Origin of the sequence: Winslowiella toletana (genome assembly GCF_032164335.1) — a bacterium.
In the GTDB taxonomy this organism is placed as follows: Bacteria; Pseudomonadota; Gammaproteobacteria; order Enterobacterales; family Enterobacteriaceae; genus Erwinia; species Erwinia toletana_A.
Genome location: NZ_CP134152.1, coordinates 854,128 through 869,745 on the forward strand (window position 1 = coordinate 854,128; position 15,618 = coordinate 869,745).

Consider the following 15,618-nt stretch of genomic DNA (forward strand, 5'->3'; position numbering starts at 1 on the left):
ACTGCTGGGAATTTTCCACAGGCTGGCTGTCATGCCTCTTATATTTATCATTAATGTCGGAATATATTATGCGCCGGGTTTTCCATCCTGAAAATAAAGAAAAATGAGCCATGAAAAATAACATTAAGAAACTAAGTTTATTGATTAGTGTGCTCCTGTCCCCCGCACTTTCTGCTGCGCTTCCTGGTGAAGCGGTGATTTCTGATACGGATAATTTGACCGCCTCGCTGGTTGATATTGATTATAATGCGCAGTCTTATCAACAGTTAGTCACCGTTAAATCCGCAGCAAAGGTGACGGTTAAGTGGAATATCTGGAGTGGCGACGGCGGTACACGTGCAAATATATTAGTCGATGATATTGTTCACTGGAGCGGAAGCAGCGCCGAGCAACGCGCCAGTTTTATCATCAAGAAAGGCGGACATTATCAGCTACAGATTGAGCTGTGTAATGTCGAAGGCTGTAGTTTCAGTAAAAGACATCCGCTGATCGTGGCCGACACAGACGGCAGTCATCTGGAGCCGATAGACCTCCCGCTGCCGGATAACCATCAGCCTTACCAGAACCGTTCGGCTAAAGTCATCGCGGCCACGTTCACCGAATGGGGCGGTGAGGATGGCTATTTTCCGGTGAGCAGCATTCCGGCACAGAATCTGACGCATCTGCTTTATGCAGAGCTGCCAATTTGTGGTGGCGAGATGATAAATCATACCCTGAAAATACGTCAGCCACAGCGCTATCAGGCTTTGATGCGTAGCTGCGCCGGACGGCCAGATTTTAGCGTCGGCTTACTGGATCTTTACGCTGCGGTGCAGAACAGTGAGGGAATAAGTGGCCAGAGTAGCTATCAGGGCCATTTTGGTCAGTTGATGATGCTGAAAAGAAGTTTGCCACAACTACAAATCCTGCCCTCAATCGGCGGAGCGACGCTTTCTGATCCTTTCAGCCAGTTGGACGATCCGCTTCGTCGTCAGCAGTTTGTCGATTCGGTAAAAGTACTGCTGCAGACGTGGAAGTTTTTTGATGGGATTAATATCGACTGGCAATATCCAGGCGGGGGCGGCGTCGGTGCAAACCCCGGTAAGCCAACCGATGGCGCAATTTTCACCGCATTAATGAAAGAGCTGCGGGCCATGATGGATGAGCTGGCCATCCGCAACGGCAAACAGTATCAGTTAACCGCAACGGTTGATGGCGGCGCACGGCGTATTGCCAGAGTGAACTATGCTGAGGCTCAGCGCTATCTGGATCATATTTTCCTTAATGGCGACGGCAGCGTCGCGCCGGGTGAGCAGCAATACCCCTGGCATCAGAGCGCGCTGTATGACGAACGTCGGCCGGCCGTTGATAACAGCGTGCGCGCGTTGATTAATCAGGGAGTCAGTAGTGATAAAATTGTACTGGGTTTTGCCAGTTACGCCCAGGGCTGGCAGGGAGTCGACACTCATCAGCAAGCAAACCCTTTCACCGGACGCGCCCTGGGGCCGCTGAACGGCAGCAGAGAAGCGAGCCTGATCGGTTATCGTAATCTGACGCAGCAATTGAACGATAGCCACTGGCAAGCGGGTTATGACGAAAAAGCCGAGGTGCCTTTTCTGTTTAACAAATCGTCCCGGCAGCTGCTCAGCTATGAGAATCCGCGCTCGGTGAAAGCAAAAGGGCAGTATGTTTATGCTCAGCGACTGGGTGGACTGCTGCTCAGCGATATCAGCGCTGATAACGGTGATTTGCTGAATGCGATGCATGAAGGTCTGGGAAACGGTGATAGTTTGCAACTGCCCGAAAACCGACCGCCGATCGCCAACGCTGGCTACACGCAGCACATTAGCGGAGCGGAGCGGGTGACGCTGGATGGATCGCAGTCAAAAGATCCGGAAGGTGGATCTCTGAGCTGGCGCTGGGAGCAGTTATCCGGGCCGCCTGTCACGCTTGAAGATGATGATCAGCAGCAGGCGCATATTAGTTTAATGGCGGTAGATCAGCAGACAGAATACAGTTTTATTCTGACGGTCACTGACGATCATCATCAGTCGTCAATAGCCAAAGTGAAAGTTATTGAATATCCACAATAATATTAATTTATTTTTCCTGTTTATTAAAAACGAAACCTAAATCAAACACTAATAAAAGAAATTTCTGCGTCATTCCGGGAAGTCGCTTATTTTATTGATGGCGGAGTGATATTAACTTGTTTGGATAAAGTATCATCTATCTGGAGTATTATTCGATGAAATCCTTGTTCAAAAAAAACATTATCACCGCCAGCCTGCTAATCGCGGGAGTACTTTCCGGTTCTGCGAGTTTTGCTGCTGCCAATGATGCCGCATCAGTTTTTCCTGATATTAGCGGGAAAAAAATAATGGTGGGGTTCTGGCATAACTGGGCTTCAAAATCAGATGGTTATCAGCAAGGTAGCGCTGCCGATGTTGAACTGACCAGTATTCCTGCCGAGTATAATGTTATTACCGTCGCTTTTATGGAAGGCAGCGGTATCCCAACTTTTAAACCCTATAATATGACGGATGCACAGTTCCGTCAGGCGGTCGCCACGCTGAATAGTCAGGGGCGTGCGGTATTAGTATCACTGGGGGGGGCTGACGCGCATATTGAGCTTAAAGCCGGAGACGCGCAGAAATTTGCTGATGAAATTATTCGTCTGGTTGAGCTGTACGGTTTTGATGGTCTGGATATCGATCTGGAAGGCAGCGCAATTAAGGCCGGCGCTAACCAGACTGAAATTCCGGCGGCACTGAAACTGGTCAAGAATAAATACCCGCACTTTATTATTAGTATGGCACCGGAATTCCCTTATTTGCGGAATGGCGGAGCCTACGAAGGTCTGATCAAAAATCTCGAAGGCTATTACGACTTCATCTCTCCTCAGTATTACAACCAGGGTGGCGATGGCGTCGCGGCCGGAAGCGGCTGGTATGCGCAAAATGATGACAGCAAAAAAGCGGAGTTCTTGTACTATCTGACAGATTCGCTGGTTCACGGCTCGCGTGACTTTATCCGGATTCCTGCCGATAAGTTTGTCATCGGCCTGCCGAGCAATCCGGATGCCGCCGCAACCGGTTATGCCCGCAACGAAGCCGATGTGCGTTCTGCCTGGGAGCGCCTGACGGCGCAGGGTACGCCGATTAAAGGGCTGATGACCTGGTCAATTAACTGGGACACCGGTCACAGCAAGGCGGGCAATGCCTACGGTTATGAGTTTGCCAACCGTTACGGCAAGTTGATTAACGAAGATTTCGTTGGCGAGCCGGATAATCAGGCACCGAGCCAGCCGGGTAAGCCAGAGCTGATCGCCTCATCGGGCCTGGTTGCATTGAGCTGGACGCCATCCACCGATAACGTCGGCGTTGCTCAGTATCAGATTTGGCGCAATGGTGAAGAGATCGGTCAGTCCACTTCGCCGCAGTTCAGCGATAATCAGGTAACTAACGGCAATGCTTACGAGTATGTGATTATCGCCGTGGATAAAGCAGGCAATCTGTCACTGCCGAGCGAAGCGGCATCAGTGGTGTTGGATGATGATAAGCCATCTGAAGATAACGAGCAGCCGAGCACTCCGCAGGGTCTGTACGGTGAGGCGAGCGGAGCGCACGCGGTGAAACTGTCGTGGGAAGCCTCAAGCGATAATGTCGCGGTGCGTCACTATAATATTTATCGCAACGGCGCGTTGCTGACGAAACAGCTGCAGACCAGCTTTATCGATACCGGCCTGGCGGCAGGCACTTCCTATCAGTATCAGGTTGAAGCGGTTGATACCTCTGATAATCATTCTGATAAGAGCGAAATGATTTCAGTCACTACCGAAGCGGGTGAAAATCCACAGCCGGGCTATCCTGCCTATGTCGCGGGTACTGCTTATAAAGCCGGTGATAAGGTCAGTTCAGCTGGCGGAGTGTATGCATGTAAGCCATGGCCGTATACTGCCTGGTGTGCAGGCGCAGAATGGGCCTATGCACCAGGAACGGGCAGCAGTTGGGCACAGGCCTGGGATAAGAAATAATCTGGACTGACAGATAACAGCGGAGACCGTAGCAACGGTCTCCGCTTACACCGACTACGCTTCAACCGCGCGTTCACGGTTGGACGGTTGGGTAAACAGCGAGCCATCTTCCCAGCGCAGCAGCGTCAGATTACCGCCCCAGCAACAACCGGTATCAAGCCCGATAATCCCCTGCGGTGTACCGCGGCCTTCTAACGACGCCCAGTGACCAAAGATAATGGTGTAGTCGCGTGCCACTGGCCCTTCAATGGCGAACCAGGGTTTCAGCGGTGGCGGGGCAGACTCCGGCGAATCCTTGCAGATCATATCCAGCTGACCGTTCGGGAAGCAGTAGCGCATCCGCGTCAGCGCGTTGGTACTGAAACGCAGGCGGGATAATCCGCTCAGTTCCGGCGTCCAGTTATTAGGCATATCACCGTACATGGCATCGAGGAACAGCGGATAACTGTCACTGGAGAGCACCGCTTCCACTTCGCGTGCGCACATCTTCGCCGTGGCGATATCCCACTGTGGGGTAATGCCGGCATGCGCCATCACCAGCTTCTTTTCTTCATCAACCTGCAACAGCGGCTGACGACGTAGCCAGTTAATCAGCTCATCAGCATCGGGTGCTTCCAGCAGCGGAGTAATACGATCTTTCGGTTTATTACGGCTGATACCGGCGTAAACCGCCAGCAGATGCAGATCGTGATTGCCCAGAACCAGGCGTACGCAGTCGCCCAGAGTGCGCACAAAGCGCAAGACTTCTAACGATCCCGGCCCGCGTGCTACCAGATCGCCGGTCAGCCACAGGGTATCTTGCTGTGGATCGAAGGCGACTTGTGCCAGCAGCGATTGCAGCTCGTCATAGCAACCGTGGACGTCGCCAATCAGGTAAGTACTCATTGAGTCTGTTTCTTAATGAATATGGGTTTGAACGGCCAGCCTGAAGACCGGGATATCGACGTGAAAGGTTTCACCCTGCTGGTCGATCATCACGTAGTGGCCTTGCATGGTGCCCATCGGCGTTTCAAGGATCGCGCCGCTGGTATACTGAAATTCTTCGCCTGGCTCAATATGTGGCTGTTCTCCAACCACACCTTCACCCTGAACTTCAGTTTCCCGACCGTTACCGTTGGTAATCAACCAGTAACGGCCAAGTAACTGCACAGGATTGCGCCCCAGATTGCGGATGGTAATGGTGTAAGCGAAAACGTAGCGCTGTTCATCAGGTGCTGATTGCGACTCAACGTAAACACTCTGCACCTGTACACAAACTCGGGGCGAATCAATCATCTGTTAGTTCTCCTGCGGCTGAGGATGCGCAGTTAACCAGTTAGCTAACTGGCAGTATTGTGCGACAGAAATATTTTCCGCACGCAGCGTGTTATCGATGCCCAGTTCATTAAGCACTTCAAGCGAAAACAGATGACCGAGGCTGTTGCGCAGGGTTTTTCTGCGTTTGCCGAAGGCTTCAGTGGTAATACGGCTCAGTGCGCGAATATCGTCAACCGGATTAGGCAGCGTGGTATGGGGCACCAGACGCACCACCGCTGACTCAACTTTAGGTGCCGGAGTAAACGACTCAGGCGGCACTTCCAGCACCGGAATGATATTGCAGTAGTACTGTGCCATTACGCTCAGGCGGCCATAGGCTTTGCTGCCCGGACCCGCAACCAGACGATTAACCACTTCTTTTTGCAACATAAAGTGCATATCACGGATTGATCCAGTATAGCTGAACAGATGGAACATCAGTGGCGTGGAGATATTGTAAGGCAGGTTACCGAACACACGCAGCGGCTGGCCTTGCTGCTCTGCCAGTTCGGCAAAGTTAAAGGTCATCGCATCTTGTTGGAAAATGGTCAGTTTAGGGCCGAGAAACGGATGCGTTTGCAAACGTGCCGCCAGATCGCGGTCAAGTTCAATGACGGTCATGGCATCGAGGCGATCGCCTACCGGTTCGGTCAGGGCGCCAAGGCCGGGACCGATCTCCACCATCGCCTCACCGGGCTGTGGATGGATAGCGGAAACAATGCTGTCGATGATGTACTGGTCGTTGAGGAAGTTCTGTCCAAAACGTTTGCGGGCAAAGTGGCCCTGGTGGACGCGATTATTCATTACTGCTCTTGATCATGGTAATGGCGAGATTAAGCGCCGTGATAAAGCTGCCCGCATCCGCCGTGCCCTGGCCCGCAAGTTCAAGCGCGGTGCCGTGGTCAACAGAGGTACGGATAAATGGCAGGCCAAGGGTGATATTCACCGCGCGACCAAATCCCTGATATTTTAGCACCGGAAGTCCCTGATCGTGATACATCGCCAGCACCGCATCGGCATTTTGCAGATATTTCGGCTGGAAAAGCGTATCCGCCGGCAACGGGCCGGTAAGCTGTAACCCTTGCAGGCGCAGCTCATTCAGAGCCGGGATAATGGTATCAATCTCTTCGCGGCCCATATGACCGCCTTCGCCAGCATGCGGGTTAAGGCCGCAGACGAAGATATGTGGGTTGGCAATGCCAAACTTATTTTGCAGATCGTGATGCAGAATACCTATAACTTCATGCAGGCTCTCACGCGTAATGGCGTCGGCGACATCTTTAAGCGGCAGGTGGGTGGTGGCCAGCGCGACGCGTAACTCTTCCGTCGCCAGCATCATCACTACCCGCTCACATGCGGAACGCTCAGCGAAATATTCAGTATGCCCACTGAAGGCAATACCGGCATCGTTGATCACCCCTTTGTGTACCGGACCGGTAATCAGCGCGGCAAATTCGCCGTTCAGACAGCCGTCACAGGCACGCGCCAGGGTTTCCAGTACGTAGTGGCTGTTATCCACACTTAGCTCACCGATTGTCACCGGCTGTGGCGTTGCCACCGGCAACACCGTCAGCGTACCGGCGCGTTGTGGCTGCGCGGCAGTACCCGCTTGATACTCTCGCAGCTCCAGTGGCAGGCCGAGCAGGGCGGCGCGCTCAATCAGCAGTGCCGGAGAGGCACAGACCACCAGTTCAACCGGCCAGTCGCGCTGTGCCAGTTGAATGGTCAGATCGGGACCAATCCCGGCGGGTTCGCCGGGAGTGATCGCCACACGCAGATTACTGCGCATTCTGATCGAGGATTTTCACGTAAGCGCTGGCACGTTGTTCCTGCATCCAGGTTTGTGCTTCTTCAGCAAACTTACGGTTAAACAGCAGGCGATAGGCACGCTCTTTCTGCGCCGCATCAGTTTTATCAACCTGGCGGGTATCCATCAGCTGAATCAGGTGCCAGCCGAAAGAGGAGTGAACCGGCTGGCTGAGCTGGCCCTTATTCAGTTTCAGCAAGGCATCACGGAACGCAGGGTCATAGACTTCAGCTGACGTCCAGCCGAGATCGCCGCCCTGATTGGCAGAACCTGGGTCATCAGACAGCTGTTTTGCCGCGCTGCTAAAGTCGGTTTTTCCGCTTTGAATATCAGCAGCAACCTGCTCCAGTTTCTGGCGCGCCTGCGCATCGGTCAGTACCGGCGATGGCTTCAGCAGAATGTGGCGGGCATGCACTTCGGTAACCGAAATGTTCTGGCTCTCGCCGCGCAGGTCATTGACCTTCAGGATGTGGAAACCGACGCCAGAACGAATTGGGCCGACGATATCGCCTTTTTTCGCCGTGCTCAGCGCCTGGGCAAACAGCGTTGGCAACTCTTCGATTTTGCCCCAGCCCATGTTGCCGCCTTTCAGCGCCTGAGAATCAGCCGAGTAAGTCACTGCTAACTTACCAAAGTCAGCGCCGCCTTTGATCTCGCCGACCAGCTGATTCGCCAGGTTTTCCTGATCATCAACCTGCTGCTGAGTCGGGTTTTCCGGCAGCGGTAGCAGAATGTGGCTAAGGTTCAGCTCGGTTCCACGGTTATTCTGTGCGCCGACCTGAGTTGCCAGCGTGTCGACTTCCTGCGGCAGAATGGTAACGCGACGGCGTACTTCGTTATTACGCACTTCGGCGATCTGCATCTCTTTACGAATCTGCTCGCGATAAGTGCCGTAATTGACGCCATCATAGGCCAGACGGCTACGCATCTGATCCATTGACATCTGGTTCTGCGCCGCGATGTTAGCGATCGCCTGATCAAGCTGTTGATCGGTGATCTGTACGCCCATCTGTTTACCCATCTGCAGCAGGATGTTATCCATAATCAGACGTTCAACAATCTGGTGACGCAGCGTTTTATCGTCAGGCAGCTGCTGCCCGGCCTGCTGCGCTTGCGCTTTGACCGATTGCATCATGCCGTTTACATCGCTTTCTAGTACCACGCCGTTGTTTACCACTGCGGCGACTTTATCAACAACTTGTGGTGCTGCAAACGCGGTATTGGCTGCCAGCGCCACACCAAGGATCAGCGTTTTCCAGTTCTTCATACTTTTTCCATTCTTTTCCGCACTGCGGGTTTGCATGCCAGACATTACAACATCAGAAAGCGCGCTGGTAAGGCAGAATACCCTGACGCAGCATTTGACCGGTTCCTAAGCCGTAGTTAGAGCTCAGGCCACGCAGTTCAATGTTGAACGAGATTTGGTTGTCGTATTTACTGTTGTCGTTTTCCCAACCGTTGATTTTGCGTTCATAACCCAGGCGGATAGCATAGCAGCACGAACTGTACTGCAGGCCGACCAGCTGATCGGCAGGCTGTTGTGCTTTGGTGTCGTAGTAGTATGCACCTACAACGGACCAGGCATCAGCAATTGGCCAGCTAGCCGTCATACCAACCTGAGAAATACCATCTTTGTAGATCGGGTTGGCCGAAATGTTCTGTTGCAGCGCTGACGCAACGTACTCCGGGCTGCTGTAACGATAGTTAAGCTGTACCATGCGGTCAGCGTCACGACGATATTCCAGCACCGCATTTCCCTGCGAAATATTATCCAGACGCGTGTCGTACTGAATGCCGCCGCGGGTGCTCCAGCGATCGCTAATCTTCCAGTATGTATCACCGGCCCACACCAGGCTGCCAGTATCATCTTCATCGCTAACGGTATTCAGACCGGTGCGGGAAGGGGTAAACGAGTAGATTTGACCCACAGAAACGTTAAAACGTTCAACCAGATCGTTATCAAAAATACGCGACGTGACACCGGTGGTCACCTGGTTAGCGGAGGCGATACGATCGAGGCCGCTGTAAGTACGATCACGGAACAGGCCGGTATAGTCAGATTGCAGCAGCGTGGAGTCATACGAGTTGATATTACTCTGGTTGCGATACGGGATATACAGGTACTGGGCGCGTGGCTCCAGCGTCTGGGTATACCCTTCTGCCCAGTTCATCTCGCGGTCGAAGACCACCTTGCCGTCAACTTTAAACTGCGGCATCACGCGGTTAACCGACTCATCCAGCTGATTATTGGCATTGGCCGGCAGTGAGTTGAAATATTCAACATCATCCTGCTGATAGTGCGTCGCCAGCAGTTTTGCTTCGGTATTCAGGCTACCCCAACCGTTGGACATCGGCAGATTGATGGTTGGCTCAAGATGTAAGCGCGTCGCATCCGGATAGCGATCGTTTACGTTGGTAAACTTAACCGCCTGTGCATACAGATGGGTGTCAAACGGGCCGACATCATTCTGATACCAGTTAAAATCAAACTGTGGCTGCGCACGATAAACGTTTCTGGTGTTGTTAATTGGGAACACCTGGAAGTCTTTACTGGAAATCGTCGCATTCCAGTTCTCTTCCGCGTAGCCGATGCTGAATTTCTGCGTCAGATAACCATCGGTAGACGAATAGTAAGGCGAGTCGAGATCGTTGAAATAGTATGGATCGCTGACCTTCGAGAAGTCGGCATTGAAGCGCCAGTGTTGATCATAGACGCCAGCATGACGCCAGTAGAAGAACCAACGATTTGAATCTTTGTCATCGGTGTTCCCGCGCTCGGCCTGATCTTTATTGTACTGATTGTCCGAAGGCAGATAGTCAAATTGCACCAGACCGGTGCCGGCAACGGTCAGATAGCGGAACTCGTTCTGCCACTGCACACCGCGCTTGCTCATGTAGTGCGGCGTCAGCGTCGCATCAAAGTTTGGCGCGATGTTCCAGTAATAAGGCAGCATAAATTCGAAGCCGTTATTACTGCCGTATTTTGCATTCGGGATCAGGAAGCCGGAGCGGCGACGATCGCCGATTGGCAACTGCAGGTATGGGCTGTAAAACACCGGTACCGCGCCGATTTTAAAGCGCGCGTTCCAGATCTCAGCCACTTCTTCTTCGCGGTCCTGAATCACTTCTGAACCGACCACGCTCCAGCTGTTATCGCCAGGCAGACAGGAAGTAAAGGTGCCGTTTTCCAGAATAGTGTAACGATTTTCACCGCGCAGTTTCATCTGATCGGCCTGACCACGCCCCTGGCGGCCTACCATCTGATAGTTGCCGTTCCAGACGTTAGTGTCTTTTGTATTCAGATTTGACCAGGCTTTCGGACCTTTCAGGATGACCTGATTGTCGTCATAGTGCACATTTCCCAGTGCGTCGATGGTGCGCGTCGGCACAGTCTGGCCCGGCAGCATTTTCTGGTGAAGCTGAACTTCATCAGATTGCAGGCGACTGTTCCCTTGCTGAACATCAACATTACCGCTGAATACCGCATTGTCGGGATAATTGCCTTTCGCGTTATCAGCGTTGATCGTTACCGGCAATTGATCGGTTTTGCCTTCAACCAGTGGCCGGTTAAAACTTGGCACGCCAAGCATGCACTGCGACATCAAATCGTCGGCAAGCACCTGCTGGCTGTATAGTGCTGAGCCAATCAGAGTGGCCAGCAAAGTAGGTATACGTTTTTTCATACGCGGTATCGAGAATTCCGTGATAACAGGCATCATGCCGACAAACGGTCAGAGACTAACTTACTCAACTGCGTTGCGCTAGTGTTAATCCTGCTCGTTTACCCGCGTTGCCGTTAGGCTCTGAGATAAATGACAGGTATGATAATGCAATTTTTAGCCTTGAGCATGGCGAATTGAGGAGTATATGCGCTATTGGGGAAAAGTACTCGGCCTTGTGCTGGGTTTGATGTCAGGAGCGGGCTTCTGGGGTCTGGCAATTGGCCTGATTATTGGCCATATGGTCGATAAGATTCGCGGTGCGCAAGGGCAGGGCTATTTTGCCAATCAACAAACGCGACAAACATTATTTTTTCGCACCACCTTCCAGGTAATGGGGCATTTAACCAAATCTAAAGGGCGTGTAACCGACGCGGATATCCAGATGGCATCACTGCTGATGGATCGGATGCAGTTACACGGTGAGGCGCGTACCGCTGCCCAGCGGGCATTCCGCGAAGGTAAGCAGGGTGAATATCCGTTGCGAAATAAACTGCGCGAACTGCGCAGCGCCTGTTTTGGTCGTTTTGATCTGATTAGGATGTTTCTGGAAATTCAGATTCAGGCCGCCTTTGCTGATGGTTCACTGCACCCCAATGAACGTCAGGTGTTGTATGTGATTGCCGAAGAGCTGGGCATCTCTCGCACGCAGTTCGACCAGTTTCTGCGCATGATGGAAGGGGGCCAGCAGTTTGGCGGCAGCAATCAATCCTGGGGCGGCTCTTCGCACGGCGGTTTTCAGCAGGCTCCGCGTGGGCCAACGCTGGAAGATGCCTGCAGCGTGCTGGGAGTGAAAAGCAGCGATGACAGCACCACCATTAAACGTGCGTATCGTAAGCTGATGAGCGAACACCATCCGGATAAGCTGGTTGCCAAAGGGCTGCCGCCGGAGATGATGGAGATGGCAAAGCAAAAGGCGCAGGAGATTCAGGCGGCGTATGATTTGATCAAACGCGAGAAGAATTTCAAGTAATTCAGGCTGGCTTACTTGCCATTCCAGGCTTGGGCAGTGCGCAAAATCCTTATGTACTTTGTGTACGTTCCGGTTTTTGCGCGCTGGCCGCACCTGAACTGACGGCGCCACCGACGCCTGAATAAGCGAGAGTCTGGCGTAACTAAAAATCTGCCGGCTGACGAAAGGTCATCGGCGTCTGATACTCAGGATGAGTAATCGTCAGCATTTCCGCATGCAGCTGTAATCTTGATGCCATTGCTCTGGCTTCCTCGTGCGCATAAAAATTATCGCCGAGAATCGGGTGGCCTAATGCCAGCATATGCACGCGCAGCTGATGCGAACGACCGGTAATCGGCTTCAGGCGCACGCGCGCGCTGTTGTCGCTGGCATACTCCAGTACTTCATACTCGGTCTGTGCGGCTTTGCCGGTTTCAAAACACACTTTCTGCTTTGGCCGGTTCGGCCAGTCACAGATCAGCGGTAAATCAACCAGACCGGTTTCCGGCTGCGGGTGGCCCCAGACGCGCGCCACATAGCTTTTCTGTGGCTCACGCTCACGAAATTGCCGCTTCAGCTCACGCTCAGCGGCTTTGTGCAGCGCCACAACAATCACCCCGCTGGTCGCCATATCCAGCCGGTGCACCGATTCGGCCTGCGGATAATCGCGCTGAATACGCGTCATCACGCTGTCTTTATGCTCCTCAAGACGACCGGGTACTGACAGTAAACCGCTGGGCTTATTGACCACCATAATATGCTGATCCTGATACAGAATATGCAGCCAGGGATCCTGCGGGGGATTGTAAGGTTGCATTATTGGTGAGTCACCACTATCAGACGCAGTGCATCAAGACGCCAGCCGGCGTCGTTGAGGCTGGCCAGTACCTGTTCACGGTTGTTTTCCAGCGCCTCTACCTCATCATCACGGATGTTAGGGTTAACGGCTCTCAACGCTTCCAGACGTGACAATTCAGCACTCAGTTTTTCATCGGCTTCCTGACGCGCCGCATCGATCACTAAACGCGCTTCCGCTGCGGCCTGCTCTTCGGATAACTTCAGAATCGCATGCACATCCTGCTGAACCGCATTGACCAGCTTACTGCCGGTATGACGATTTACCGCATTCAGCTGACGGTTAAAGCTCTCAAACTCCACTTTACCGGCAAGATTGGTGCCTTTACGGTCAACCAGCATTCGAATCGGCGTCGGTGGCAGGAAGCGGGTCAGCTGCAGATGTTTCGGTGCCTGCGCTTCAACGACATAGATCATCTCGACCAGCAGCGTTCCGACCGGCAGCGCTTTGTTTTTCAGCAGCGACAGCGCACAGCTGCCGGTGTCGCCGGAAAGAATCAGATCCAAACCGTTACGAATTATCGGGTGTTCCCAGGTCACATATTGCGCATCTTCACGTGATAATGCCTGATCGCGATCGAAAGTGATGGTGCAGCCATCTTCCGGCAGCCCAGGGAAATCAGGCACCAGCATATGATCCGATGGCGTCAGAACGATCAGGTTGTCGCTGCGATCTTCCTGGTTGATCCCAACGATATCAAACAGATTCAGCGCGAAATTCACCAGCTCGATATCGCTGTCCTGCTCGCCAATCAGCCCGGCCAGCGCCTGCGCTTTTTCACCGCCGTTGGAGTTCAGCTCCAGCAGACGGTCGCGGCCCTGCTCCAGCTGCGATTTCAGCGCATCATGCTGGCTGCGGCACTCGGCAATAAATTCGTCCAGCCCTTCGGTATTTTCCGGCGCGGCCAGATACTCGATCAGCGGTTGATAAACGCTGTCATAAACCGTACGACCGGTTGGGCAGGTGTGTTCGAATGCATCCAGCCCTTCGTGATACCAGCGCACCAGCACCGACTGCGCGGTTTTTTCCAGGTACGGCACCATAATCTGGATATCGTGCGCCTGGCCGATACGGTCAAGACGACCAATACGCTGCTCCAGCAGATCCGGATTGAATGGCAGATCGAACATCACCAGCCGGCTGGCGAACTGGAAGTTACGGCCTTCAGAGCCGATTTCTGAACACAGTAGTACCTGAGCGCCGCCCTCTTCGGTAGCGAAGTAAGCCGCTGCACGGTCGCGTTCAATAATCGATAAGCCTTCATGGAAGACCGCCGCGCGGATGCCTTCACGCTCACGCAGTACCTGTTCCAGTTGCAGTGCGGTTGCGGCTTTGGCGCAGATCACCAGCACTTTTTCATCGCGGTTGCTGGTCAGGTAACCCATCAGCCATTCGACGCGCGGATCGAAGTTCCACCAGGTGCCGGAATCCCCTTCGAATTCCTGATAAATCTGCTCCGGGTAAAGCATATCGCGCGCGCGTTCATCAGCAGATTTACGTGCGCCCATAATACCGGAGACTTTGATCGCCGTCTGATACTGCAACGGCAGCGGCAGGCGGATCTGGTGCATCTCGCGTTTCGGGAAGCCTTTAACGCCGTTACGGGTGTTACGGAACAGCACGCGGCTGGTGCCGTGACGATCCATCAGCATGCTGATCAGTTCTTCACGCGCCTGCTGCTTGCCTTCACGATCGCTGTTAGCCACCTGCAGTAGCGGCTCGATATCCTGTTCACCGACCAGGTCGTTCAGCATATTCATCTCATCTTTAGAGATGCTTTTGTCAGCCAGCAGCATTGCTACCGCATCGGCGATCGGACGGAAGTTCTTCTGCTCTTCAACAAACTGGCCAAAGTCGTGGAAACGATCCGGATCGAGCAGGCGCAGGCGGGCAAAATGGCTCTCCATCCCCAACTGCTCTGGCGTTGCGGTCAACAGCAGTACGCCGGGAATTTGTTCGGCCAGCTGTTCAATGACCTGATATTCACGGCTTGGCTCACCTTCGCTCCACGCCAGGTGATGTGCTTCATCGACAATCAGCAGATCCCACTCGGCATCGGCCATTTTTTCCAGACGCTGTTTGTTACGGCGCACGAAATCCAGCGAGCAGATAATCAGCTGTTCGGTATCAAATGGATTATCGCTGTCGAGCTGTGCTTCGGCATAGCGCGCATCGTCAAACAGCGCAAAGCGCAGGTTAAACCGGCGCAGCATCTCGACCAGCCACTGATGTTGCAGCGTTTCCGGCACCACAATCAGCACGCGCTCTGCGCGGCCAGCCAGCAATTGCTGGTGAATAATCATACCGGCTTCGATGGTTTTACCCAGGCCAACTTCATCGGCCAGCAGCACGCGTGGGGCGTGGCGACGACCCACGTCATGGGCGATATGCAGCTGATGCGGGATCAGGTTGGTGCGCATGCCGCGCAGCCCGCTGATCGCCAGGCGATACTGTTCACTGTGGTATTTGCGTGCGCGAAAACGCAGCGCAAAGCGGTCCATACGATCAAGCTGACCGGCAAACAGGCGATCCTGCGGCTTGCTGAACACCAGTTTGCTGTCCAGCATCACTTCACGCAGCATGACACCGCTTTCGTCGGTATCGAGACGTCGGCCGACGTAAGCCATCAGGCCGTTTTCGCTGATGGCTTCTTCAACTTCCAGCTGCCAGCCTTCATGGCTGGTGACGGTATCGCCCGGATTAAACATCACGCGGGTAATGGGAGAATCATTTCTGGCATAGAGACGGTTTTCACCGGTAGCGGGAAATAACACTGTCACCATACGTGCGTCCAGTGCAACAACAGTTCCCAATCCCAGTTCGCTTTCCGTATCGCTGATCCAGCGTTGACCAAGTGTAAAAGGCATAGATAGTTGGCTCGATTCTCTTAAAAAAAATTTTTAGAACGCGCTCACAGGCAAAAAGTATTGCGGCCGGACATGAATGTCTGGCGAAAGGTTCAGAGCGGTAGCG

General features: G+C 53.3%; 11 protein-coding genes. 3 read left to right on the forward strand and 8 right to left on the reverse strand.

Annotation, left to right across the window (positions count from 1 at the left end; translation table 11 throughout):
- Positions 1-110: 110 nt before the first annotated feature.
- Together RIN69_RS03935 and RIN69_RS03940 are read left to right on the forward strand one after the other, a co-directional pair.
- Complete coding sequence (locus RIN69_RS03935) at positions 111-2,072, forward strand: glycosyl hydrolase family 18 protein (protein WP_313855710.1); 1,962 nt, start codon at positions 111-113, stop codon at positions 2,070-2,072.
- 155 nt (positions 2,073-2,227) lie between these two features.
- On the forward strand, positions 2,228-4,015 hold the full coding sequence (locus RIN69_RS03940) for a glycosyl hydrolase family 18 protein (protein WP_313855711.1): 1,788 nt from the start codon (positions 2,228-2,230) through the stop codon (positions 4,013-4,015).
- Between the two features lie 54 nt (positions 4,016-4,069).
- Here the strand turns inward: RIN69_RS03940 and apaH are convergent, their stop codons facing one another.
- The 6 genes from apaH to lptD are packed head-to-tail and all read right to left on the reverse strand — an operon-like array spanning position 4,070 to position 10,837.
- Positions 4,070-4,900 carry a bis(5'-nucleosyl)-tetraphosphatase (symmetrical) ApaH gene (gene apaH / locus RIN69_RS03945; RefSeq protein ID WP_313855712.1) on the reverse strand — a complete coding sequence of 277 codons (831 nt, stop codon included), beginning with the start codon at positions 4,898-4,900 and terminating at the stop codon, positions 4,070-4,072.
- Positions 4,901-4,912: 12 nt separating this feature from the next.
- Complete coding sequence (gene apaG, locus RIN69_RS03950) at positions 4,913-5,290, reverse strand: Co2+/Mg2+ efflux protein ApaG (RefSeq protein ID WP_313855714.1); 378 nt, start codon at positions 5,288-5,290, stop codon at positions 4,913-4,915.
- A 3-nt stretch (positions 5,291-5,293) separates the two neighbouring features.
- Positions 5,294-6,115 carry a 16S rRNA (adenine(1518)-N(6)/adenine(1519)-N(6))-dimethyltransferase RsmA gene (gene rsmA / locus RIN69_RS03955; protein WP_313855715.1) on the reverse strand — a complete coding sequence of 274 codons (822 nt, stop codon included), beginning with the start codon at positions 6,113-6,115 and terminating at the stop codon, positions 5,294-5,296.
- A complete protein-coding gene (gene pdxA, locus RIN69_RS03960) occupies positions 6,108-7,100 on the reverse strand; it encodes a 4-hydroxythreonine-4-phosphate dehydrogenase PdxA (RefSeq protein ID WP_313855716.1) in 993 nt (330 codons plus the stop codon). Before pdxA ends, rsmA begins: the two co-directional genes overlap by 8 nt.
- A complete protein-coding gene (gene surA / locus RIN69_RS03965; RefSeq protein ID WP_313855717.1) occupies positions 7,090-8,385 on the reverse strand; it encodes a peptidylprolyl isomerase SurA in 1,296 nt (431 codons plus the stop codon). Before surA ends, pdxA begins: the two co-directional genes overlap by 11 nt.
- A gap of 52 nt (positions 8,386-8,437) precedes the next feature.
- Positions 8,438-10,837 carry an LPS assembly protein LptD gene (gene lptD / locus RIN69_RS03970; RefSeq protein WP_313855718.1) on the reverse strand — a complete coding sequence of 800 codons (2,400 nt, stop codon included), beginning with the start codon at positions 10,835-10,837 and terminating at the stop codon, positions 8,438-8,440.
- Positions 10,838-10,985: 148 nt separating this feature from the next.
- On the opposite strand from lptD, the gene djlA reads away from it, so the two are divergent.
- Positions 10,986-11,810 carry a co-chaperone DjlA gene (djlA, locus tag RIN69_RS03975; protein ID WP_313855719.1) on the forward strand — a complete coding sequence of 275 codons (825 nt, stop codon included), beginning with the start codon at positions 10,986-10,988 and terminating at the stop codon, positions 11,808-11,810.
- 142 nt (positions 11,811-11,952) lie between these two features.
- Here djlA and rluA read toward each other — a convergent pair whose 3' ends face one another.
- Both rluA and rapA read right to left on the reverse strand, forming a co-directional pair.
- Positions 11,953-12,606 carry a bifunctional tRNA pseudouridine(32) synthase/23S rRNA pseudouridine(746) synthase RluA gene (rluA, locus tag RIN69_RS03980; RefSeq protein WP_313855720.1) on the reverse strand — a complete coding sequence of 218 codons (654 nt, stop codon included), beginning with the start codon at positions 12,604-12,606 and terminating at the stop codon, positions 11,953-11,955.
- Entirely contained in the window at positions 12,606-15,512 is a 2,907-nt protein-coding gene (gene rapA, locus RIN69_RS03985) for an RNA polymerase-associated protein RapA (protein WP_313855721.1), read from the reverse strand. The genes rluA and rapA overlap by 1 nt, the downstream gene beginning before the upstream one ends.
- Positions 15,513-15,618 lie beyond the last annotated feature (106 nt).

Excerpts from the sequence above, each read along its gene's own strand:
- RIN69_RS03935 (WP_313855710.1), top strand. The coding sequence starts at position 111 with ATGAAAAATAACATTAAGAAACTAAGTTTATTGATTAGTGTGCTCCTG.
- djlA (WP_313855719.1), top strand. The coding sequence starts at position 10,986 with ATGCGCTATTGGGGAAAAGTACTCGGCCTTGTGCTGGGTTTGATGTCA.
- RIN69_RS03940 (WP_313855711.1), top strand. The coding sequence starts at position 2,228 with ATGAAATCCTTGTTCAAAAAAAACATTATCACCGCCAGCCTGCTAATC.
- rsmA (WP_313855715.1), bottom strand. The coding sequence starts at position 6,115 with ATGAATAATCGCGTCCACCAGGGCCACTTTGCCCGCAAACGTTTTGGA.
- rluA (WP_313855720.1), bottom strand. The coding sequence starts at position 12,606 with ATGCAACCTTACAATCCCCCGCAGGATCCCTGGCTGCATATTCTGTAT.
- apaH (WP_313855712.1), bottom strand. The coding sequence starts at position 4,900 with ATGAGTACTTACCTGATTGGCGACGTCCACGGTTGCTATGACGAGCTG.
- lptD (WP_313855718.1), bottom strand. The coding sequence starts at position 10,837 with ATGATGCCTGTTATCACGGAATTCTCGATACCGCGTATGAAAAAACGT.
- pdxA (WP_313855716.1), bottom strand. The coding sequence starts at position 7,100 with ATGCGCAGTAATCTGCGTGTGGCGATCACTCCCGGCGAACCCGCCGGG.
- rapA (WP_313855721.1), bottom strand. The coding sequence starts at position 15,512 with ATGCCTTTTACACTTGGTCAACGCTGGATCAGCGATACGGAAAGCGAA.
- surA (WP_313855717.1), bottom strand. The coding sequence starts at position 8,385 with ATGAAGAACTGGAAAACGCTGATCCTTGGTGTGGCGCTGGCAGCCAAT.
- apaG (WP_313855714.1), bottom strand. The coding sequence starts at position 5,290 with ATGATTGATTCGCCCCGAGTTTGTGTACAGGTGCAGAGTGTTTACGTT.